At 62.9% G+C, this 22,184-nt stretch carries 18 protein-coding genes; 7 read left to right on the top strand and 11 right to left on the bottom strand.

Annotated elements, in window-relative coordinates; genetic code table 11:
- The first annotated feature begins 117 nt into the window (after window positions 1-117).
- Both ABZ677_RS10550 and ABZ677_RS10545 read left to right on the top strand, forming a co-directional pair.
- Window positions 118-810 carry a WHG domain-containing protein gene (locus ABZ677_RS10550; RefSeq protein WP_358369066.1) on the top strand — a complete coding sequence of 231 codons (693 nt, stop codon included), beginning with the start codon at window positions 118-120 and terminating at the stop codon, window positions 808-810.
- Between the two features lie 51 nt (window positions 811-861).
- Complete coding sequence (locus tag ABZ677_RS10545; RefSeq protein ID WP_230596486.1) at window positions 862-1,476, top strand: YqgE/AlgH family protein; 615 nt, start codon at window positions 862-864, stop codon at window positions 1,474-1,476.
- An 18-nt stretch (window positions 1,477-1,494) separates the two neighbouring features.
- Here ABZ677_RS10545 and ABZ677_RS10540 read toward each other — a convergent pair whose 3' ends face one another.
- The 4 genes from ABZ677_RS10540 to ABZ677_RS10525 are packed head-to-tail and all read right to left on the bottom strand — an operon-like array spanning window position 1,495 to window position 5,293.
- The gene (locus tag ABZ677_RS10540) at window positions 1,495-2,856 is read right to left on the bottom strand and encodes a glutamate decarboxylase (RefSeq protein ID WP_358369063.1); all 1,362 of its coding nucleotides are present in this window, start codon (window positions 2,854-2,856) and stop codon (window positions 1,495-1,497) included.
- Between the two features lie 36 nt (window positions 2,857-2,892).
- Window positions 2,893-3,894 (bottom strand): bile acid:sodium symporter family protein, encoded by a 1,002-nt coding sequence (locus tag ABZ677_RS10535; protein WP_094632184.1) that lies wholly within the window; start codon window positions 3,892-3,894, stop codon window positions 2,893-2,895.
- Between the two features lie 9 nt (window positions 3,895-3,903).
- The gene (locus ABZ677_RS10530) at window positions 3,904-4,884 is read right to left on the bottom strand and encodes a DUF1648 domain-containing protein (RefSeq protein WP_358369060.1); all 981 of its coding nucleotides are present in this window, start codon (window positions 4,882-4,884) and stop codon (window positions 3,904-3,906) included.
- A gap of 4 nt (window positions 4,885-4,888) precedes the next feature.
- The gene (locus ABZ677_RS10525) at window positions 4,889-5,293 is read right to left on the bottom strand and encodes an SdpI family protein (protein WP_358369188.1); all 405 of its coding nucleotides are present in this window, start codon (window positions 5,291-5,293) and stop codon (window positions 4,889-4,891) included.
- A gap of 68 nt (window positions 5,294-5,361) precedes the next feature.
- Here ABZ677_RS10525 and leuS point away from each other — a divergent pair, with 68 nt between their 5' ends.
- Window positions 5,362-8,184: a leucine--tRNA ligase gene (gene leuS, locus ABZ677_RS10520; protein ID WP_358369057.1), complete on the top strand. Its 2,823-nt coding sequence runs from the start codon at window positions 5,362-5,364 to the stop codon at window positions 8,182-8,184.
- 108 nt (window positions 8,185-8,292) lie between these two features.
- Window positions 8,293-9,540 (top strand): lipase family protein, encoded by a 1,248-nt coding sequence (locus ABZ677_RS10515; protein ID WP_358369054.1) that lies wholly within the window; start codon window positions 8,293-8,295, stop codon window positions 9,538-9,540.
- A gap of 28 nt (window positions 9,541-9,568) precedes the next feature.
- On the opposite strand, the gene ABZ677_RS10510 is transcribed toward ABZ677_RS10515, so the two are convergent.
- The 4 genes from ABZ677_RS10510 to ABZ677_RS10495 all read right to left on the bottom strand — a co-directional run bounded on the left by ABZ677_RS10510 (window position 9,569) and on the right by ABZ677_RS10495 (window position 14,804).
- Window positions 9,569-9,994, bottom strand: a complete 426-nt coding sequence (locus ABZ677_RS10510; RefSeq protein ID WP_358369051.1) for a pyridoxamine 5'-phosphate oxidase family protein — start codon at window positions 9,992-9,994, stop codon at window positions 9,569-9,571.
- Between the two features lie 148 nt (window positions 9,995-10,142).
- Complete coding sequence (locus ABZ677_RS10505; RefSeq protein WP_358369048.1) at window positions 10,143-11,567, bottom strand: hypothetical protein; 1,425 nt, start codon at window positions 11,565-11,567, stop codon at window positions 10,143-10,145.
- A gap of 128 nt (window positions 11,568-11,695) precedes the next feature.
- Entirely contained in the window at window positions 11,696-13,561 is a 1,866-nt protein-coding gene (locus ABZ677_RS10500; protein ID WP_358369045.1) for an ATP-binding protein, read from the bottom strand.
- Between the two features lie 55 nt (window positions 13,562-13,616).
- Entirely contained in the window at window positions 13,617-14,804 is a 1,188-nt protein-coding gene (locus ABZ677_RS10495; protein WP_141216637.1) for a TetR family transcriptional regulator, read from the bottom strand.
- A 154-nt stretch (window positions 14,805-14,958) separates the two neighbouring features.
- On the opposite strand from ABZ677_RS10495, the gene ABZ677_RS10490 reads away from it, so the two are divergent.
- On the top strand, window positions 14,959-15,462 hold the full coding sequence (locus tag ABZ677_RS10490) for a LuxR C-terminal-related transcriptional regulator (RefSeq protein WP_358369042.1): 504 nt from the start codon (window positions 14,959-14,961) through the stop codon (window positions 15,460-15,462).
- A 229-nt stretch (window positions 15,463-15,691) separates the two neighbouring features.
- On the top strand, window positions 15,692-18,127 hold the full coding sequence (locus ABZ677_RS10485) for an AAA family ATPase (protein WP_141216639.1): 2,436 nt from the start codon (window positions 15,692-15,694) through the stop codon (window positions 18,125-18,127).
- Between the two features lie 506 nt (window positions 18,128-18,633).
- On the opposite strand, the gene ABZ677_RS10480 is transcribed toward ABZ677_RS10485, so the two are convergent.
- Both ABZ677_RS10480 and ABZ677_RS10475 read right to left on the bottom strand, forming a co-directional pair.
- Window positions 18,634-19,305 carry an SDR family oxidoreductase gene (locus tag ABZ677_RS10480; RefSeq protein ID WP_358369038.1) on the bottom strand — a complete coding sequence of 224 codons (672 nt, stop codon included), beginning with the start codon at window positions 19,303-19,305 and terminating at the stop codon, window positions 18,634-18,636.
- A gap of 22 nt (window positions 19,306-19,327) precedes the next feature.
- Window positions 19,328-19,843, bottom strand: coding sequence for a DinB family protein (locus ABZ677_RS10475; RefSeq protein ID WP_358369035.1), 516 nt, complete (start codon window positions 19,841-19,843; stop codon window positions 19,328-19,330).
- 108 nt (window positions 19,844-19,951) lie between these two features.
- Between ABZ677_RS10475 and ABZ677_RS10470 the strand changes: the two genes are divergently transcribed.
- On the top strand, window positions 19,952-21,289 hold the full coding sequence (locus tag ABZ677_RS10470; protein ID WP_094632204.1) for a glycogen debranching protein: 1,338 nt from the start codon (window positions 19,952-19,954) through the stop codon (window positions 21,287-21,289).
- Window positions 21,290-21,298: 9 nt separating this feature from the next.
- Here the strand turns inward: ABZ677_RS10470 and ABZ677_RS10465 are convergent, their stop codons facing one another.
- Window positions 21,299-21,985, bottom strand: coding sequence for a thioesterase domain-containing protein (locus ABZ677_RS10465; protein ID WP_358369032.1), 687 nt, complete (start codon window positions 21,983-21,985; stop codon window positions 21,299-21,301).
- Window positions 21,986-22,184 lie beyond the last annotated feature (199 nt).

The raw sequence follows: 22,184 nt of genomic DNA, 5'->3' as shown, positions 1-22,184 counted from the left end.
ATCGCTCCATTCGAGGTAAACGAGAGCGGTGCTCTCTGATACGTCGAGTCTGCACCCATGGCTGCACAAAAGCAAGAGCACTGCTCTCTTAAAAGAGCAGGAGTTACTGTGAGTGCCATGGCGAGCACTCCCCGCACCCGAGCCCGCGCTCAGACCCTGGCCGACATCACGCGCATCGGACGCGAACACCTGGCCGCCGACGGCGCCGCGGCCCTGTCGTTGCGCGCCGTCGCGCGGGACCTCGGAGTCGTGTCCTCGGCCGTGTACCGATACGTCGCCAGTCGCGACGAGCTGCTGACCCTGCTCGTCGTCGACGGATACACCGAGCTCGGCGACACCGTCGACGCAGCGGTGGACGCAGCGGACGGACCCAAGGAGAAATTCCTCGCGCTCGGCCGGACGGTGCGGCAGTGGGGATTGCGGGAGCCGGCGCGCTACGCGTTGCTGTTCGGCAGCCCGGTGCCCGGCTATCACGCCCCCGCGGAGCAGACCACCGGGCCGGGCACCCGAGTGATCACCACGTTGGTGGCCGTCCTGCACTCGGCGTGGCAGACACGTCGACCGGACGTCGAGGCCGATCCTCCCGAGCTGGCGTCACTGCACGGCAGCTTCGAGGACATTCGTGCACAGATGGAGATGGATCTGCCCGACGAGCTGATCGCACTGGGAGTCATGGTGTGGGCGTCACTGTTCGGGGCCATCAGCTTCGATGTGTTCGATCAGTACGGAGCCACGACGTTCGCCAGCAGGGACGATCTGTTCGAGTACCAGTTGGGACTTCTTACCGATATCGCCGGACTCGACTCATGAGGACTGGCCGTATCGCTTGCGCCACATCCGCGGGTGCTCGGTGCCACAATGATGAGCGTGGCATCGCATGCGGAGGAACCCGAGGACCAGACGGCGTCGGCCTTGCGCGATGTTCGTCCCGGCAGTCTGTTGGTGTCGTCCATCGAACTCGTGGAGCCCACGTTCAGGCGCACCGTCATCTACATCATCGAACACAACGACGCGGGCAGCCTCGGTGTCGTGATCAATCGTCCCAGTGAGACGGCGGTGCAGAACGTACTGCCCAACTGGTCCGAGCTGGCAGCCAAGCCGCAGGCGTTGTACGTCGGTGGCCCGGTCAAGCGCGATTCCGCCCTGTGCCTGGCGACGCTGCGGACCGGTGTGTCGATCGACGGCGTTCCCGGTCTGCGCCGCGTCGACGGCCGAGTGGTGATGGTCGATCTCGATTCCGATCCAGCCGATATCGGCCCACTCATCGAGGGTGTACGCATCTTCGCCGGATATTCGGGCTGGACGTTCGGTCAACTCGAAGGCGAACTCGATCGCGAGGACTGGATGGTAGTGTCGGCGTTGGCATCCGACGTGATCGGTCCGCCGCGGATCGACTTGTGGGCGCACGTTCTACGCCGGCAGCCGATGCCGTTGGCACTGCTCGCGTCCCACCCGATCGATGTCGAGCGGAACTGAGTGCGGCTGCCGCAGGCACTAGTGAGCGAAAGCCTGCGCGGTCGAGTGTCCACCTGACTTCAGTCCGGCGATCACGTCGTCGATGGCGATGCACAGCATTCGGCCCAGGTCCGCGCTGAAGCCCTCTCGAACGACGATTCGGAGTACGGCGACGTCGGTGGCGTTGTCGGGCATCGTGTACGCCGGCACCTGCCATCCGCGGGCACGTAGCTCGTGGGAGACGTCGAAGACGGTGAAACCGCAATGGTCCTTCAACATGAACGACAGGACCGGGATGGCCGATCCGTCGGTGATCACCTCGATGTCGGGATGCTTGTCGAGGTGTCGGCTCACGCGAACGGCCGTGTCGCGCAGTGCTTTCATGATGTCGGTGTAGCCGGACCGGCCCAGGCGCAGGAAGTTGTAGTACTGCCCGATCACCTGGTTGCCCGGCCTGGAGAAGTTCAACGTGAAGGTAGGCATGTCTCCGCCGAGGTAATTGACGCGGAAGACGAGGTCCTCGGGGAGGTCTTCCTTGGTTCGCCAGACGGCGAATCCGATTCCCGGATAGGTCAATCCGTACTTGTGGCCGCTGGCGTTGATGGACTTGACCCGAGGCAACCGGAAGTCCCACACGAGCTCCGGGTACAGAAACGGTACGACGAATCCGCCACTGGCCGCGTCGACATGAACCGGTACGTCCGGCCCGCCGCTACCCGCGATCGCATCCAGTGCCGCGCAGATCTCCTGTACCGGTTCGAGTTCCCCGGTGAACGTGGTGCCGAGGATCGCGACGACACCGATGGTGTTCTCGTCCACCGCGTCTCGAACCTGTTCCGGGGTGATGACGTAGCGTCCGCGCTCGACCGGCAGGTATTTGGGTTCCACGTCGAAGTAGCGGCAGAATTTCTCCCACACCACCTGAACATTGCTGCCCAACACCAGATTCGGAGTGCCGGTGCCGGCTCCTTTGGCTCGCCAGCGCCACTTGAGCGCCAAGCCGGCCAACATGACGGCCTCACTGGATCCGATCGTCGAGACCCCCGTGGCCGACGACGGGTCCTCCCGGTCGAGTCCCGGCGCGTGGAACAGATCGGCAACGATGTTGACGCAGCGTTCCTCGATGGCGGCGGTGGACGGATATTCGTCCTTGTCGATCATGTTCTTGTCGAACGTCTCGGCCATGAGTTTCTCGGCCTGGGGATCCATCCACGTGGTGACGAACGTCGCCAGATTCAGGCGCGAGCTGCCGTCGAGCATCAGTTCGTCGTGGATGTAGCGGTAGGCGGCATCGGGGTCGAGCTGTTCCTCGGGAAGTCGCAGTGCAGGTACGGGATTGGTGGCGAGGCGGCCGGTGTAGGCCGCAGAGACGATACCGTCGGCATGGATTTTCCTGGTCATCGTCTTCTCCCGTGATCGGCTCGAGTGACACCCAATCTAGTCCGCGACGCTGCCCACCGGGCTCTGTTCCGTTTCCGGTCGTCGCGCGAAATGCTGGGCGATCACGGTGCACACCATCAGCTGAATCTGGTGGAAGATCAACAGCGGCAGCACGATCAGTCCGACGGGTTGGCCGACGAACAGCACAGCGGCCATCGGTAGCCCGCTGGCCAGGCTCTTCTTGGATCCGCAGAACAGCAGTACCACCCGATCCTCGAAGGGAAAGCCCAACCACTTGCCTCCGTACCAGGTGATCACCAGCACCAGGGCGAGCAGCGCAGCGCACACTGCGACGACGACGCCGATGCGCCACACCGCCACCGAGGACCACACGTTCTGGTTCATGGATTCGCTGAATGCGGCGAAGACGACCAGCAGGATCGAACCGCGGTCGACGAGTTTCGTCGGCGCGCTGTGCCGGGTGAGCCAGCCTGTCACCCAGGGCCGGATGAGCTGACCGACGGCGAACGGAAGCAGTAGTTGCAGGGCGATGTCGAGTACCGAGCTGGGGTCGATGGTCACGGAACCGGTCGTGGTCATCAGGGCGATCACGAGCAGTGGGGTGACGAAGACGCCGATGATGTTGGAGAACGAGGCGCTCACCACGGCACCGGCGACGTTGCCGCGGGCGATGGAGGTGAAGGCGATCGAGGACTGCACGGTCGAGGGGACCAGGCAGAGGAACAGCATTCCGGTGTAGAGGTCGTCGCTGATGACGCCGGGGACGAGGATCCGCAGGGCCAGCCCGAGTGCCGGGAACAGCAGGTACGTGCACGCCAGGATCACCGAGTGCAGCCGCCAGTGTTTGACGCCGTTCCAGGCGTCGCGGGGCGAGAGTCGGGCACCGTAGATCAGGAACAGCAGCGCAATGGCGATGCGCGTCACCCAGCCCAGTACGTCCTCCGCTGTGCCGGTCGCCGGGAAGAGGCTCGCCAGCGCTGCGACCGCGAAGATTCCCAACAGGAAGGGATCCAGCACGGTATCCCGCAACAACTTCACTCGGCTAACTTAATCCACCGTGGCGCTGCGAGTGCGGGCGGTCAATGAGTTGAGAGTGCCTGCGATCGTTCTTGCGTCGGCAGAACCGATGGTGAGCCGGTCCCCGTTGGCGAACGTGACGAAGGCCGCGGGGCCGGCCTCGGTGGCGACGGCGTAGTTTCCGCGTCCCTTGGCCCGCAGACCCCAACCGCCGAACTCCTTCGAGGGATCGACCGCCCGAACCGAGGCACCGGTGATCTCGTCGATTCCGTAATCGAATGCCGCCATGCCCAGGCTCGAGACGAAGAGGCCGTCGCTGTCGATGTGCACGGTGAATCGCAGCAACGACAGAATCAGAATCGTCAGTGGGGCGAACAGGAAGATCGGCCACAGTGAGCTGGACAGATAGCACGTCAGAGCGGCCCCGGCCAGGGATACAGCCACGACGGTGATACCGGCGATTCGACTGGCACCGACGCGGACGACCAGGGGTAATTCGGGGCTGCACCGCTGGAGATCGGAGTGCGGCGCAGACGTGGCGACGACGCGTTCGCGGTGGTCACGCAGTCGCGACGCTCCGAACAGCCCGGCCGCGAAGCCGACGACGGTCCCCACCGCAATGGCCCAACCGGGGATGGTGACGCTCTGCGCGGTCGCCATGTCCAGTTCGCGAACAAGGGTCGCGATCTGCAGAACACCGATCAGCCCGACGACGGTCAGCCCGATGATCAGCATCGTGCGACGCATGATCAGCAGCACCCGAGCCAACGATGCGACGGCGCTGCACCCGCCGCCCACCAGCACGATCACGATGGCAAGGGTCCAGGCGTTGGAGAGCGGATTGGAGAAGTCGTCCGGTTCGGTGCCGCTGAAGTGAGTGGCGACCTCCTCCGGCAGGCGGCCTTGCCACAGGTATGCCAGGACGAGTCCGAGTGCGGCTACCGCAAGGGGAACGACGACGCCGAAGACGACCCCGGCCGGGTCGAACGTGCGTAGTGCCTTCGCCTTCATCTGCTCAGCTCGGCTGGCAGGCGTCCTTGAGGCTGCACGAGATGCACGAGCTTCCGCATCCGTCCGCCTCGGCGGGTGGCGGAACGGCCGCTGCTGCGCGGGCCCCGATGGATCCGCCGGCCGCGGCGATGAACAGCGCGGCAACGAGGGCAACGACGACGCCCACGACGGCGACGATGCCGCTCAGCGCAAGAGCGGCCACGCCGCCGATGGCCAGCACCAGGGCCGATGCGGCGGTGGTGGGACCGGCGACGCGATTGGCGAGGGTGAACGTCTCGTCGTCACGCATGGCTTCGGCGGTGCGGACACCGGCAAAGCGGTTGCGTGGGAGCCGGCCCAGCAGCGACGCGAGGGCGACAGCGCCGACGACGAGGGCGAGCACGAACAACACAACCGAGACGATGACCACCTGGCCAGGATACGGCGCAGCGAGGTCCTGGTACCAGCCGGGCCGCGTCACACTTTAGGCTGGTAGGTGTGACCGATTCCGTTGAAGCACCCACCGAGTCCGCCCCCGAGTACCGCTACACAGCCGAACTCGCCGGGCACATCGAGGAGCAGTGGCAGGACCTGTGGGAGAAGCAGGGCACTTTCGACGCTCCCAACCCGGTCGGAACCCTCGCCGGAGACGTCCCGAAGGACAAGCTGTTCGTCCAGGACATGTTCCCGTACCCCTCGGGCAGCGGCCTACATGTCGGCCACCCTCTCGGTTACATCGCCACCGACGTGTTCGCGCGGTATCACCGCATGCAGGGTCGCAACGTGCTCCACGCGCTGGGCTACGACGCGTTCGGTCTGCCGGCCGAGCAGTACGCCGTGCAGACGGGCACGCACCCGCGCAGCACCACCGAGGACAACATCACCAACATGCGACGCCAGTTGCGTCGGCTGGGCCTCGGACACGATCGCCGACGGTCCCTGGCGACGACGGACGTCGACTTCTACCACTGGACACAGTGGATCTTCCTGCAGATCTTCAACTCGTGGTTCGACGCGGACCTCGGCAAAGCGCGGCCCATCTCGGAACTCGAGGCGGCGTTCGCGTCGGGTGAGCGCACGTTGGACGACGGCCGCTCCTGGGACTCGCTGACCGTCGGCGAGCGTCGTGAGGTGATCGACGGCTTCCGTCTGGTGTACGAGTCCAACTCGATGGTCAACTGGTGCCCCGGTCTGGGTACGGTGCTCGCCAACGAGGAGGTCACGGCCGACGGACGCAGTGATCGCGGCAACTTCCCGGTGTTCCGAAAGAACCTGCGGCAGTGGATGATGCGAATCACCGCGTACTCCGACCGCCTGGTAGACGACCTCGAGTACCTGGATTGGCCCGAGAAGGTCAAGACCATGCAGCGCAACTGGATCGGGCGATCCCGTGGTGCACAGGTCTCGTTCTCGAACATCGAGGTGTTCACCACCCGCCCGGACACGCTGTTCGGTGCGACCTACGTGGTGCTCGCCCCCGAGCACGAACTGGTCGACGGGTTGGTTGCTCCCGAGTGGCCTTCCGACGTGTCCGACAAGTGGACGGGCGGAGCCGCCACTCCCGCGGAAGCCGTTGCGGCATATCGCGCGTCGATCGCGGCCAAGTCGGATCTGGAGCGGCAGGAGAACAAGGAGAAGACCGGCGTCTTCATCGGTGCCTATGTGAGCAACCCGGTCAACGGTGAGCAGGTGCCGGTGTTCATCGCCGACTACGTGCTCACGGGCTACGGCACCGGTGCGATCATGGCCGTACCCGGGCACGACGCACGCGACTGGGAGTTTGCCACGGCGTTCGGTCTGCCTGTGCGCGAGGTCATTTCGGGCGGAGACGTCACCGAGGCGGCATATGTCGGCGACGGCGCGTTGGTGAACTCCGACTTCCTCGACGGCCTGCCCGTGGACGAGGCCAAGGCTGTCGTCATCGCGCGGTTGGAGGCCGACGGCACCGGCCGCGGCACCATTCAGTACAAGCTGCGCGACTGGCTGTTCGCTCGCCAGCGCTACTGGGGTGAGCCCTTCCCGATCGTTTGGGACTCCGAGGGCAACCCGCACGGCCTGCCGGATTCCGCTCTGCCGGTGGAACTTCCGGAGGTCGAGAACTACGCACCGGTCTCGTTCGATCCCGACGACGCCGGCTCCGAGCCGTCCCCGCCGTTGGCGAAGGCCAGCGAGTGGGTCAACGTCGAACTCGATCTGGGCGACGGGTTGCAGACATACACCCGCGACACCAACGTCATGCCGCAGTGGGCCGGTAGTTCCTGGTACCAGCTGCGCTACATCGACCCAACCAACTCCGAGGCCTTCGCCGACCCCGAGAACGAAAAGTACTGGGTCGGACCGCGTCCGGAGATCCACGGACCGAACGATCCCGGCGGAGTCGATCTCTACGTCGGTGGCGTCGAGCATGCGGTGCTGCACCTGCTGTACTCGCGCTTCTGGCACAAGGTGCTCTTCGATCTGGGCCACGTCAGCTCGAGCGAGCCGTACCGTCGCCTCTACAACCAGGGCTACATCCAGGCCTACGCCTACACCGATGCCCGAGGCGTCTACGTACCCGCGGCCGAGGTCGTCGAGCGCGACGGCGGCTACTTCTATCAGGACCAGCCCGTCAACCGTGAGTACGGCAAAATGGGTAAGTCCCTGAAGAACTCGGTCTCCCCCGACGAGATCTTCGCCGAGTACGGTGCCGACACCCTTCGCTTCTACGAGATGTCGATGGGGCCGCTGGACACCTCACGGCCGTGGGCGACCAAGGACGTCGTCGGCGCGCAGCGGTTCCTGCAGCGCGTCTGGCGACTGGCGCTCGACGAGGTGACCGGCGAGGTCCGCGTCACCGACGACAAGCCGACCGAGGACACGCTGCGGGTGTTGAACCGCGTGATCGACGGTGTGCACGCGGATTATGCTGCGCTCCGCGACAATACGGCCGGTGCCAAGCTCATCGAGCTGACCAACCACATCACCAAGGCGTACCCCGACGGTGCGCCGCGCGGAGTGGTGGAGCCACTGATCCTGATGCTCGCTCCGCTGGCCCCGCACCTGTCCGAGGAACTGTGGAGCAAGCTTGGTCACGAGAAGTCGTTGGCGCACGGACCCTTCCCGCGCGTGGAGAAGAAGTGGCTGGTCGCCGATACCGTCGACTACCCCATCCAGGTCAACGGCAAGGTCCGCAGCCGCATCACCGTCCCCGCCGATGCGACGAAGGACGACGTCGAGAAGACGGCTCTGGCCGACGAGAAAATCGTGGCCCTGCTCGACGGCAAGGCCCCGACCAAGATCATCGTGATCCCGGGTCGAATGGTGAACATCGTCCTGAAGTGACCCTCCGCCGAACTCGAAGTTGTGGATGAAAATCTGGCGATTTCCGTCCATAACTTCGAGGTCGGGGCTTTAATTTGTTCCATGTCACAGGTCGGTAAAGGATTCGCGATGAGGCTGGTGGCCTCCGTCGTCCTGGTTCTCGGGTCCGTCACGCTCGTGAGTGTCCCTGTTGCACAGGCAGATCCGGGGCCCGGCTCACCGATTCCGGCCGACGATCCGTTCTACGATTGGGACGGCGGCCTGGACGTCTCCCCGGGAACGGTGCTTCGGTCGAGGCCCATGACGTTCCGTACCCCCACCCAGCCGACCCCGATCACGGGTAGCCAGGTGCTGTACAGAACTACCGATCAGCAAGGTGACGGAGTCGTCACGGTCGCCACCGTCCTGCGACCCTTGGTCCCCGGGCCGACGCGGATCGTTTCGTACCACATGGCGTACGACGCCCTCGGCTCTCAGTGCAATCCCTCGTACACACTCAGCGGCGGGTCCACGAGTCCCATTGCCGGCGCGGAACAGGCGGTCATTGCCGGCTACCTGGCAGCGGGCTACACCGTCGTCGTGCCGGATTACGAGGGTGAGGAGCTCGAGTGGACGATCGGGCGGCAGTCGGGTTACGCAGCGCTGGACGGCATTCGTGCGGCTCAGTCCCTCCTACAGCTTCCGTCGAGCACACCCGTCGGCATGGTCGGATACTCCGGAGGCTCCGTCCCGACGCAGTGGGGTGCCGAGATTGCCCCCGAGTACGCACCCGAGCTGAACCTCGTCGGAGCGGCGGCCGGCGGACTGCCCGTCGACCTGGCTCACAACCTGCCGTACGTCAGCGGAAGCAAGGAGTGGGCGGGCGTCATCCCGGCGCTGATCGTCGCCTACGAACGCGCCTACGGTCTCGACCTGGACGATTTCATCTCCGACTACGGCCGCCAGGTGATCGATCAGGTCGATCAGGAGTGCATCGCCCAGTTCGCCGACGACTACCCGACACTCACCGACGCGTCGATGGTCAAGGCTCCGTACACCTCCATGCTCGACGTGCCCGAGGTGGTGGCGGCGATCGACGACAACATCATGGGTAGCCAGGGCACTCCGCGGACGCCGATGTTCCTGGCTGTCGGGCACGCCGATCCGATCGGCGATTCCGTCATGATCACCGCGGATGTACAGGGACTGGCGTACGAATACTGCGGCCGGGGCGTCGATGTGCAGTATGCGCAGTACGACGGTTTGACGCACAGCGAAGCCTTCCCGGCATTCGAGGCTCGAAGTCTGCAGTTCTTGACCCAGCGGTTTGCCGGTGGGCCGACGTACAGCAACTGCGCGACCATCCCGCCCGGCAATGCCCTGACACCGACTTCCTGATACGGGAAGACGGTACTGGCGCGTTCTCTCAGATCGCGCCCAGATCGGCCGACAGCCAATGCTCCGGCTGCAGGTGGAACACCACGTTCTCTTCGTGTTCGCTGTTCGCCATCTCGAGGTAGCCGTCGACCTTCTCCGGGGGTAGGTAGCGTGCAGCCATGGCGCGTAGTAGCTCCGGCGTACTCGGCTCTTCCCGCGCAACCGGTCCCTCGACGGACACGTATCTGATGGTCGGATTCGACTGCTCGATCATGAGCGTGAACCGCTGTGCAGCTCTGATCAATTCGGCTTTTCTGGACGTCTTGCCGGTGAGAACCCAGGCCTGGCCGCCAGGTGTGTAGTCGTACCAGATGGGGACGGTCAACGGACCACGATCCGGGCCCGCGGCCACGGACAGCGCGGCGACGTGAGACTCGGCCAGAAACTCTTCGCGTTCTGCCTTCGACAGTGCCATGACTCAACCGTAGGACTTTCGCAGACCGAGTTCCAGACCTGCGACCATGACCGAGCGTCGCGTGAGGACTCTGGGTGGACGGGTCCTCGGGCAGGTGAGGTGCCCGCACCCGTCGGCAGGACGGGTGCGGGGGGCTGAGCGGAGGTGCCTAGTCGATCGACTTCTGCTTACCTCCGGTGACGAAGCCGGCGGAGCGGAACGGCCGCAGGCGTACGACGGGTTCTGCGTCGTGACCCTTCTGGTCGTGCACGATGCGGTATTCCGCGCTCAATTGTCGAAGGCTGGCGATGGACAGCTGCCGGAGTTGTTCGGCAGTATCGGGATCGGATTCCAGTGTGGGCCGAAGCTCGGCGTCGAGCGTCAATGTCTGGCGCTGTTCGCTGTCGGTCTCGCAGCGAGCGATGAACCGTCCCGTCAATCGTGTTGCCAGAGAGATGTGTTCGACGGCCGGCCGCAAGTAGTCCGGATAGATGTTGACGGCACTGTAGATGGCGGCGACGTCGGTTCGTCCGAAAACCAACAGATAGTGCGCATTCGGGTCGATACCGTCCGCCAGAGCAGGATGGCCGGCGTCGGCCAGTCGTTCGCGGACGGCGCTGCCGACGAGGGTTTCACCCCTGTCGTTCACCCGGTACCGCACCAGCGGTAGTACGCCGCCGACCGTGAAGAGTAGGTACCCGTCGGAATCGACTTCGATGTAGGTGAACTCGGGTCGATACTGCACGAATGCGGGTTGCTGCACGACATCTCCTTCGGCGTACTCGGTACCGAACATCGCGCGGTTCAAGACCGAATCCTCAACTGACGCTGAGCGTATGGCGATTGTGGCTGCCGTTTCGTAGCCGACGAATCCGACGTCGGTTGCCCCGTACACCACACGCACTCGGTCTCCGTCGGGGTCGCCGAGCATGCCGTGGACGAGGGATCGCCATGCTTCGCTGACGGGTTCACCGCCGACGATGATCACGACGTCGTGCCGTCGAAGCAGTTCGCCGTGGGTGTCGAGGAGGTCTCGGGCAATAGGGGGATACGCGAAGATGACGATCTGCTGATATCCATCTGCGGCCTCGGACACCACCTCGGCAATGACGTCGGGATCCATGCCCGGGGTCGCTATCGAGAGCCGGTGACCACGCTTCCGGAGTTCGAGCAACATGGCGTACATGAAGGCACCTCCAATGTACGGACCGAGTGGGAACGTCACGAGGGCGAGAGTCGTGCGCTGTTCCGTGTCGGCACATTCCCGCAGTACGTGCCCGAACATCGCTGCTCCGTGATCGGTGCTCCGCTGGCCACGTGACCAGAAGGTCGGGGTGCCCGAAGAGCCGGCGCTGCTTGCGATGGTCTCGACTTCCTCGGGTCCGCCGGCCTGCAGATCGGAGAGGATGTTGGTTCGTCGGTAGTTGTCCTTCGAGGTGGTCGGCAACCGAGCGAGGTCGGTCATCGTGGCGATCGCGTCGATCTCGATTCCGTGCTCGGCCAGGAGACGGCGATACGCGGGCACGGAGAGCGCGATGGACTGGACGAGCCGGAGAGCCGTGTGTGTTGGGTCGTGCCGATCTGCCGGGTTCATGGCCTGACCTTTCGATCATGTCCACCGCCGGACGGGCGGTGAACGGGAATCACGTTGGGGGACGGTGTGATCCGATCGCACGGCGTGCTTGTTCCACTTCTCGAGAAACTCAGAACTGGCGACGAACATCACCGACCTGCGGATCCGCCATGCCTATCCCTGGCATGGCGGGCATCGTCCGCGTCCTGAACCGCGGCCACGTAGGCGTCGTGCAACCGCGTGAGGTCGAAGCGCTCGCCGATGGTGTCTCCGTGAGCATCTATGTCGGCGCAGAGCTTCTCCCCAGGTGCACTCCAACTCGAACCGGCTTTCAACCGATAGAACGCAGATCGGGAAATGCTGAACAAGATGCGGCCGAGATGATCGTCGTCCTTGCTGCCAGCCGCGCGTCGAATCGCACGGTAGGCCTCATCCGTGGCGCGTTCCAGTTCACCCCGCCGGGCCTCCACGCGCTGCAGGGCACGAACGAGGCGCTCGTGGTACGCGGTGAGTCCGTCTGGCCCCCGCGACTTCGGCGGATGAACCGAGCTGTCGTGGGGCGACAATATTTCGTGAAATGTTCCTGTTCCTGTTCCCCTGGGAATGATGTCGAGTCGGTTGCCGAAATCTCGTGCACGCTGGGCGAATTGCCGTGAGTCCAGCAAGGGCAGCGTCGTCAGGTAATGACGCAGCTGGTCATCGGCGACCGCAGCGAACATGTCAGCGGTGAGCTCGAGTAGTGCCGGGTGATGCGCCCACGCGGTCATGGCAATCGAGATGGGATACGGAAGCCCGGTGCGGATGAGGGTCTGACAGCTCGCGCGGACGGCGGGTCTGGCCAGCCGATCTGCTCCCAGGATGATCAAGGTTTGTTCGACCACGGCACCGACGAACAAATCGTCGGGCGTCTGTGCAACACGAGCTGTCAATCTCGGCAGTTCGTCTTCGGCTCCCCTGTTGGCGAGACCCTTGGCGGCGGCGAACTCGAAGAACGTTTGATGGAGAAACCGGGCACGATTGTCGGTTGTCACCAGCACTCCGCGCCGGGTCAGTGCCCGTACATGTCTGCGTAGGACCACGTCGTCGTACGCATGGTCCGCCGATGCGGCGACCTGCGCCGCGCGTCGAACAAGGACGTCGACGGGTGGTTCGGGTGTGCCCAGAGCGAGCATGGCGATCGCCAGAAACCCAGCACTGGCCGAGAGGTCATCGGAGTCCTCAGCCGGTACCTCCGGTCCGGAGCGGTGATCGCTGACGATACGGCGAGACCAGAACAGGTTGTAGAGGCCGGTGACGTCGAGTTCGAGCTGAGGGAAATGTGGTGCCGACAATGAGAAGAGCAGTCTGAGCAGCAAGGGGCTGGTGCACACGTCGTCGACGAGAGCACCGCGGGCCAGGGCGGACTGGATCGCCGACACCGGATTCGTGGACATCACCGAGTCGTCGGCGATGAATTCGACGGTCAGGGCCTCGATTGCGGTCGGGAGTTCGGAGTTCGAGGAGAACGGCCCGAGGGTGATCTTGTGCCCAAGGTTCGCGGGAAGGCTTTGTCCTTCGAGCGGCCTGGTCGTCAGAACTACGGGGACTGCCGTCCGAGCGAGCACTGTGACCAGGTCGATGATGTCGTGGCGAGCAGAGCGGCTGTGCAGCATCAGGTCCGCGGTGTCGAGCAACAGTATGGCGCCGGGTCGACCGGTGATGGCGGAGATGATCTCGGCGTTCGAGGCTGTACGTATGCCGTCGTCTCCAGGATGGAGCCAGGTGGCAGAGACCAGCAGCGGATGGAGCCCCTGCTCCTGTAGCGCTCGGTGCAGCGACCACAGCAGTGTCGATTTTCCGTGCCCGGCCTCACCGACCACGATCTGCGGCTCGGATCCCAGGACAGTGCGTCGAAGCAACGCGGCCTCGATATCGCGACTCACATACCAGGTGCCGTGGTCCCCGGATCCGACTTCGATGTCGTCGAGCAGGTGCTGCGACAGTCGTGCCAATCGATCCCAGTGCATGGGATCCATTTCGGGCACACTCACCTCGCCACGCCGCAGTTATCGGCGCGGTGGTGCGGCACCCTTATGGGGTCCTTGTTGCGATGCCGGGCATGAGCAGTCGGAGTACGCCGTCGGCAACGTCGACTGCCGTTTCGGTCGGCCGCGTCAAGCATCGAAACAGGACGTTGTTGGTCAGCATGATTGCCGCCTCGATCGTCGGTGCTTCATCGCTGAACACGCCCGCCTCGCGTCCCCGTTCCAGGATCGGGATCACCGCAGATGGCAGGTAGAGGTTCTCCAGAACTGTGGTGACGGTGTTGGGTTGCTGAAACTGCTCGAAGCTCAAGGCGAGCAGCATCCCGGAACTCATGGCTCGGTTGTCGATCACGAATTCGCCTACTTCGATCAGAGTGCGGCGCAATGCGATAGCGGGTTCGACGCCGAGACGCTCATCGGCTCGCCGCAATCGCAGTACGCGATCGAATTTCGGTTTCAGCGCGGCCACGATGATGTCGACTTTGCTCGGGAACAGCCGTCTAAGGTCGTCGGCTCGGAGGCGTGCGGCCGCCGCGATATCGGCGAGTGTGACGAGAAAGTATCCGTTGTCGACGAACAGAGCTTCCGTTGCGGCGATCACGTCGGCCTCGAGGTCTGGCCGTAGAGCGTCGGAGTCGTCGGAAGGGTATGCCGGTTCAGGGTCGAGTGCCTGCCGATCGGAATGCAGTGGATCGATTGCCCACCGCAGGATCGAGGTGGTCGTTGCGGCAATGTCGTCCCCGGAGAAGGAACCGGGAGTCAGCATCTCTCGTAGTGCGAGTCCGTCGAGCAGAGCTCCGAGGACAGTGGAGAGGGAGGTCAGTGACATCGGTTGGCGGACGGACCCGCCCTGAGCTTGGATAGCCTGACCCACCTTGGTGCGCAGGTCGGCGTCCAGTCGCTCGAATTCGGGGGTGACGGCTTTGCGTGCTCCGTCGTGGTCGGTAGCGAGCAAGGTGGCGACCAGGCGCCGCCGCATCAGGCCGGAGGTCAGGTCTTCGAATAGGGCGGACACGGGTGCGGCCGCGTCTCGTAGCCCGGCAGGCGGGTCGGTCGGTGCAGTTCCGCTGTAATTCACGGTGAGGTTGTCGAGCAGATCCGCAACGAACGCTTCTTTGCCGCCGGAACCTCCGCTGCGGGAGTTCCCTGGGTAGGTGTTGTGGAACGTCTGGTGCGACAGCCCAGCACCGTCGACTACCGCCGAGATGGACAGCGACCGGGCGAGATCGGTCATGTCCACTTCGTTCAGGAGCCGGTATCCGGCGTGGAGAAATTGTTCACGCGGGACAGGCCTAGGGTTCAACGTCAACCGCCTTCACTGGACTTCAGAGCACCTGAGTGGATCACGAACTATAGCAATCCGGTGACCGCGCCCGCACTGTTTAGTTATGACTACATCTCGGTGTAGACCGAACACTCGAATCGATGTTCTTCTCGAATTGGTTTGTGTTGCAGGGGGTTCAGGGCCGTGGTCCGATAAACATCGGCCTCAAGGCCGGTATCTCGAGGAGGATCAGATGGTGTTGATCGATCATCGACCCCAAGTCCAGACGCGCGTCGCAGTGCCCGGGACAGTGCGTAAACCCCTCGGCCCGAGGCCGCCCGTCACCCGTTCCACTCTTGCCTCGGGGCGAGATCATGGCCAACGGCCAGCGCCGACGTACACGTCACCCGGACTGACGGAGCGTGAAGTTGTAGTCCTGAAGGTCTGGTTGAACTGCGACACCAAAGTCGAAGTCGGTGCTCGTCTCCACATCGCCCTGGGAACCGTCAACACACACCTGACCCGAATTCGCGACAAATACTCCCGCGTCGGTCGGGCTGCGCCGACGAAGGCGACACTGGTCGCCCGGGCTCTGCAAGACGGCATAGTGAAACTCGACGATCTCTGAGTGGTGGAGATCAGCGGGTGGTCGTAGGCGAACCCGAGACGGGGACGATGCGCTCGCGACAGTTACCGCACCGCCGAGATGAGTTGACGCGTAATAGCTCCGCGAGCAATTCCAAGACCTCGCCACTGCGTCTCGCCTCCGAATTCACAGTCAACGGCTAGCCTGGCAAGCAGCCCTGCTGGGCGCCAGCACGGTTCATAGACGGGCACTCAGAGGAGATTTAAACGCCATGAAGCTCGATCGTATCGACGTGAGATTCTTCCGATCCTTCAACTATGACTTCGAACTGAAAACACGTGAGGGTAGCGAGCCTGCGGACTGGGAAACTAAGGACCCTTGGTATCCGTTCGTGCGCGTGCCCGTCGAACGCGATATCACCGCCATCGTAGGAGCCAATGAAGCGGGAAAGAGTCAACTGCTCACTGCGCTCAGAGCAGCCCTAACCGGAAAACCAATTTCGAGAGAGGATTTTTGCCGATATAGCGATGAGTATTCGGTTCAGACTGGAAAAATTCGGTTGCCGGAGTTCGGCGCATCATTTTCTCTGGAAGAAACTGATCAGGTTCCAGGTGTACCCGCGTTACGTGACGTACGGGCATTCACATTGTATCGACCAGGCGACGGCGAACCATACCTTGTGATCAATGATGAAAAAGTTCGATTGACTTCGCAAAACCTGGCAAAGCTCGAAGCATTCATGCCCGAGATTTACGAGCTTAAGACCGGCGTGGCGATACCGGACAGCGTATCTATCGCTGAGCTCACCGGCGAGAGCCGCATACGACTGCATGACCGACGGCAGAGATCGAATCTGTTCGCTCAGATACTGGGCATAAAAGAACCCACGGTAGACAACGTCGGTCAAGCCGTACTCCCTTCGCTAGCATCTCCAATCGATGAAGCATCGCTTGCAGCAGAACGCCAACGTAAGGACGAGTTCGAGTTGGCTCGGACTCTTCTCGTAGACGCAGCCCGGATCGACCCTCAAGCATTCACGGAACTAAGGCAAGCTCTCGCATCAGGAAAAGAAGGTCAGGTCGAGGCCGTCGTCGGCAGCATGAATGCCGCGATACGCGATAACTTGAATGTCCAGCGCTGGTGGACGCAGGACCGGAAGTTCGAACTGGTTCTGGAAGCGCGTGAACATGAACTGGCTTTTACCATCCAAGATAGGACAGGCTCGACATACTCTTTCGCCGAACGAAGTCAAGGACTGCGGTACTTTTTGAGTTATTTTGTCCAGTTATCAGCACACAAGCAAGGTCTGACGAAGCCGGATATATTGTTGCTCGACGAGCCGGATGCGTTCCTTTCTAGCGTAGGGCAACAGGATCTACTCCGTGTGCTTTACGACTACGCCCTGCCTGAGAACGGGTCTGCCGGGGGTCAAGTAGTTTACGTTACCCACTCCCCATTTCTAATCGACAAGAACAATCCTCAACGCATAAGAGTCCTGGACAAAGGTGCTGAAGATGAAGGTACGCGCGTCGTTCGCGACGCTGCGAACAATCGGTATGAGCCCCTCCGCTCGTCACTCGGAACATACGTCGCGGAGACTGCTTTTATCGGTGGGCAAAATCTATTTGTAGAGGGCCTGGCCGACCAGGTATTAATTGCCGGATTGTCAGCTCATCTTTCCCGATTCTCCGCCTTCAGGCAATCGGCACTGAATCTCAATGATGTCACTATAGTTGCTGCGGGCGGAGCGGACGGCATACCTTATATGGCATATCTTGCCCGAGGCCGCGACACTATTAAACCCCCGTGTGTAGCTTTACTTGATGGCGACCAGTCGGGACGTGATGCAGAAAGAGTGCTGAAGCGAGGCGAGGCAAGGCGTAAGCGTGTGCTGCAAGACAAATATATCATTAGACTTGACCTATGGTTTAGCGCCAGCGGCTTAGACGCAGAGGGAGGTGTGGTAGTCGAAGAGATCGAAGACCTGTTGCCAGTATCAATAGTTCACCGAGCGGCCCTCAATCATTTAGCCCGATTCAAAGACCTCGCAGAGGTAGATATCGATCTTTTTTCGGAGCAAGCGTTGTCGACCGCAGTGGCCGAAAAAAAATCGATCTGGGGCGCCTTAGAGGCAACCTACAGCACAGCGTTCGAAGGTGAACATATAGAAAAGGTGGGATTGGCTCGCGAGATAGTCTTGCTTCTTGACGTCAAACCTGACGTAGCGGGAGCGGACAAACTGCGCACTCGGTTCGCCGTCCTTCTGGAACACCTTGGTGCGGCTCTGGATACTGCCGAAATAGAAGAAGAGCACAGCCGGAGTGACGATCGCGTCAAGCGCGCGATAAAAAGCTTTGCTCAGAACTACAAAACGGGTATTACAAAACGCCAAGCGCAGAAACTAATCTACGAGCTGCTCGATGCATTTGACAGGAGCGATTGGGTCGAACAAGCGACGTTCCAGCTGTCGAGGATTCGGACTGAACACAACCTGCAGGACTCGAAGTCGCTGACTGTCGAGGATTTCTCGAAGTTCCGTGAGGATATTATTTCGCTAAGCACGCATGAAAAACAGCACTATCAAGACGATGCCGCAAAGGATCCGGCCGAAGAAGTGATAGGCAACCATGCTGCGCAGAACATACCGGTAAAGCCTGACGAGCCTACTTCCGTTCAAGCGTCAAAGCCCGATGTCGTTGACGGCTAGGGGTGTGTTTTCGCGGCGCGCTCCTTCTTTTGGTGCGGATGTTCGCCGCGTCGACTAAGTATGCGGCGACGGTGATCGGATGCGCCGGTAGCGTGAATTGACCATTCGTCTCGAGCCAATGGGTGAAGCTCCTCCACGCGGACCGCGTACGTGTTACGGGCTCCTTCGGGGCGAGGGACTGCACGGCGGCGGCGATCCGCTTTGCGACGGACGGCGTGCGGTATCTCCGGCTCGACAGCCACGACCCGGTACGGTCCGGGATGCCCAAGATAGTGGTTGCCGTAGGCATTCGGCCTGGTCGAAAGACCAATGCTGGGCAGCCTAGTGCAGGCCATCGGCATGTCCGGAGGGCAAATTGTGTTGAACGTGCGTTTCGCCACAGACGCTGCCGAAAATGCAAGCTACATAGCCCATGCCCTCGCAAGTCCGTCAAACTAGGCGATGACCGGACCTACGCCAAACCGTTTGTTGTGAGCGGAAATTCGACTCCTGCTACGAATTTCCGCTCACCTGGTGCGCAGCACCAATTCCGTGGGATGAGCGTCGGCAGGCGTATCGATCGCATTGCGCACTGCACGGGCAACGGTGCTGGGCTGCAAGAACTTCGAGCCGTCGTATTCCCCACCTTCGTGCGCGACGATCTCCTGCTGCATCTCGGTGTCGATGCGCCCAGGATGCAGTGAGGTCACGCGCAACGACGGCTCTTCCTGTCGCAGTGCATCGCCGAAGGCGCGGAGTGCGAACTTGCTCGCCGCGTAACCGCCCCAACCGGGGTTCGCGCGAATGCCGGCACCCGAATTGATCAGCACCACATGACCGTTCGCCTTTCGCAGCGCCGGCAGCAGCAGCCGGGTCAGCTCGACGACGGCGATGACGTTCACCTCGTACTGTCGCCGCCAATCCTCGGCCGTCGACTCCTCGACCGTCCCCAGCGCCGCCACTCCGGCGTTGTGCACCAACACGTCCAGAGAATCGATGCCCGACGCGGCCGCCGCCACCGCGTCGGGATCGGTCAGCTCCACCGGCCACGGGGTGGATCCGGCCAGTTCCGACGCGATCGGCTCGAGAGACTCGGCCGATCGTCCGCCGAGCAGGACGTGGTGATCCGGGGCGAGCAGTCGGGCGATGTGGGCCCCGAGGCCACGGCTTGCTCCGGTCACCAACGCAGTACGAGTCATACAGCCACAGTAACCAGACGGTCTAGAAGCTCATCCCCGCCGCGGCCGCCCAGGTCTGTGTGGTGTTCGCGCCGTCGAGTTCTTCGCGAATGATGTCTGCGTGTCCCGCGTGTTGGGAGATCTCGCGCAGGATGTGCAGCACTGTGAATCGCGCACTCTGCCAGATGCGTTCGGGTGCCCAGGGTGCCGTCGGCACCGGGACCGACAGGTCGAGGTCCAACGTCTCCAGCGCAGCCGAGGTGGAGCGTGCCACCTCTTCCCATTCGGCGATCAACCCCGCGACCGTTTCGTTCTCGGCCATGACGTATTCGCCACCGGCGGATTCCATGTCGAACTCGGCCGTGTCGTCGAGTTCGGCGATCACCTTCATCCAGTGCCGTTCGTTGCTGATCACGTGATGCAGCAGTCCGCCGAGGGTGAGCTCGCTGGCGGTCGTTCGGGTGTGCGCCTGTTCTTCGCTGAGGCCGCGGACCGTGATGAGGAAGTTCGCGCGCTGTTCGGCGAGCATTTTCTCGATGTCGGTGTTTTCGGTGGCCATTGTTTCCTCCTGGGTGGGCTGGTGAAAACCACTGTAGAAGTGATCGCGGACAGGTTCGGTCCGCAATCGAAACGAGCGGAATCGCGCGCGCGGACGCAAACTGTCTGCATGGGCGATCGAGGTTTCACTTCCACGCAGTTGGCGGCGCGCGCGGCATATCTGCTCAGGGGCAACGACCTGGGCACCATGACCAGCGCGGCCCCGAGGCTGTATCCGCACATGTGGAGCTGGGACGCGGCGTTCGTTTCCGTCGGGCTGGCACCGCTGAGTGTCGAGCGCGCCGTGGTGGAAATGGACACGCTGCTCTCGGCGCAGTGGAAGAACGGGATGATCCCGCACATCGTCTTCGCCAACGGTGTCGACGGCTACTTTCCCGGTCCGGCGCGGTGGGCCACCGGCACGCTCGCCCCGCACGCGCCGATGAACCCGCAGACCTCGGGCATCACCCAGCCACCGGTCCACGCGATTGCCGTGCAGCGCATCCTCGATCATTCCAAGCGCCACGGACGCACGACGCGTGCCGTCGCCGAGGAGTTTCTCGATCGACGCTGGGGTGATCTGGTGCGGTGGCATCGCTGGCTCGCCCAGGCCCGCGACGTGGACGACAACGGAAGAGTCGCCGTCTTCCACGGCTGGGAGTCGGGGATGGACAATTCGCCACGGTGGGATTCGGCCTACGCGAACGTGGTTCCCGGAGAGATGGATCCGTACTTTCGGGAGGACAAGGCGGTCATCTCCGATGCCTCCCAGCGGCCGAGCAATCTCGAGTACGACCGCTACATCTGGCTCGTCGAGGAGATGAAGCAGGTCGGGTACGACGACGACGCATTGAAGACGAAAATGAGCTTTGCCGTCGAAGATGTGTTCGTCAGCGCCATCTTCGCGGTGGCCTGCGATGTGCTCGCGACCATCGGCGAGGACCATTCGCGTCCCCACTCCGATGTTCGGGAGCTGCGGTCGTGGGCGGAGAAGTTCCGGAAGGGAGTCATCGCGACGACGGACGCGCGCTCCGGTGGGGCCCGTGACTTCGATCTGCGGACGGGTCAGTGGATCGGCACCGAGACCATCGCGATGTTCGCTCCGTTGCTGTGCGGCGGACTGCCGCGCGAGCAGGAGCGCAACCTACTGCGGATCTTCGAGGGCACACGATTCTGTGGACATCCGGATCTGCGGTACGCGGTTCCGCCGTCGACGTCGCCGGTGTCGAAGGATTTCCGTGCCCGTGAGTATTGGCGCGGGCCGGTATGGCCGGTGATGACGTGGCTGTTCTCGTGGGCGTTTGCGCGTCGCGGGTGGTCGGAGCGGTCACTGTCGCTGCGGGACGAAGGCTTGCGCCAGGCCAGCGACGGCAGCTTCGCCGAGTACTACGAGCCGTTCACGGGCAAGCCGCTCGGCAGCATGCAGCAATCCTGGACGGCCGCGGCCGTGCTGGACTGGCTGGGGTAGCGAGAAGGGTCAGCCGAGGTAGCTCTCGACGAGAGGGCCGACGACGTCGAACGAGGTGGCGTCGGGCACGAGGTACTTGGCGACGGTGCCGCAGACGAAGGGATGCCACGCGGAACCGGAGTCGGTGCCCAGGGACGAGACGGCCAGGATGTCGCCGAAGTAGATGCCGGGCAGGTGGCGCTGGACGAGTTCGTCGTTGTGCGACGCGACGGCGAGCAGTTCCTCGACATGGCTGCGATCGATCTCGTCGCCCATGGCTCCGAGGAGATCTGCGCCCTCGGCGCGGGCCAGCACAGGGTCGCTGTCCAGCAGCGTCAGTGCGCCGACGCTGATGCCCCGGTTCTGCAGCTCGACGGCGATGGCGTGGGCGAGAACTCCACCGAACGACATGCCCAGAAGGTGGACGGCGCCGTCGGTCTGGATGCGAGCGATGTCGTCGGCGTACTGCGCCGCCAGTGCTGCGAAGGATTCGGCGCGCTCACCGGACGCGGGTACCTGGACGCCGTAGATGGGGCGGTCGTCGTCGACGTGAGCTGCCAGACCCACGTAGCAGTCGACCAGACCCACCAGGGGATGGATGCAGAACACAGGGTCGAGGTGTCCGGTGCTTCGGATCGGCGCGATGGTCGGCACCGCGTAGTCGGACGGGTCGAGTTCCGTGAGAGCCAGATGCGAGAGATCGTTCACGACAGTCATGGGTGCGCCTCCGAGCCAAGAGATGTAGTTCGTGTTTCCATTGGGTTTGTTCGTGCCGACTCTGGGTATGTCGCTGTCGGCAGCGTGAGTGTTACCCACGTCTCATTAGTGACGACTCAACCACGTCTGTGAACAGAGTGCATTAGTGACTGTTCACCATTGAGTGCCCAGGTCCGGGCCCCTAATCTCACCCGAGTGG

Source organism: Rhodococcus sp. NPDC006774, assembly GCF_040636045.1.
Classification (GTDB): domain Bacteria; phylum Actinomycetota; class Actinomycetes; order Mycobacteriales; family Mycobacteriaceae; genus Rhodococcoides.
The sequence above is the reverse complement of the archived record's forward strand: the minus strand, read 5'-3'. Positions and strand labels throughout refer to the sequence as shown.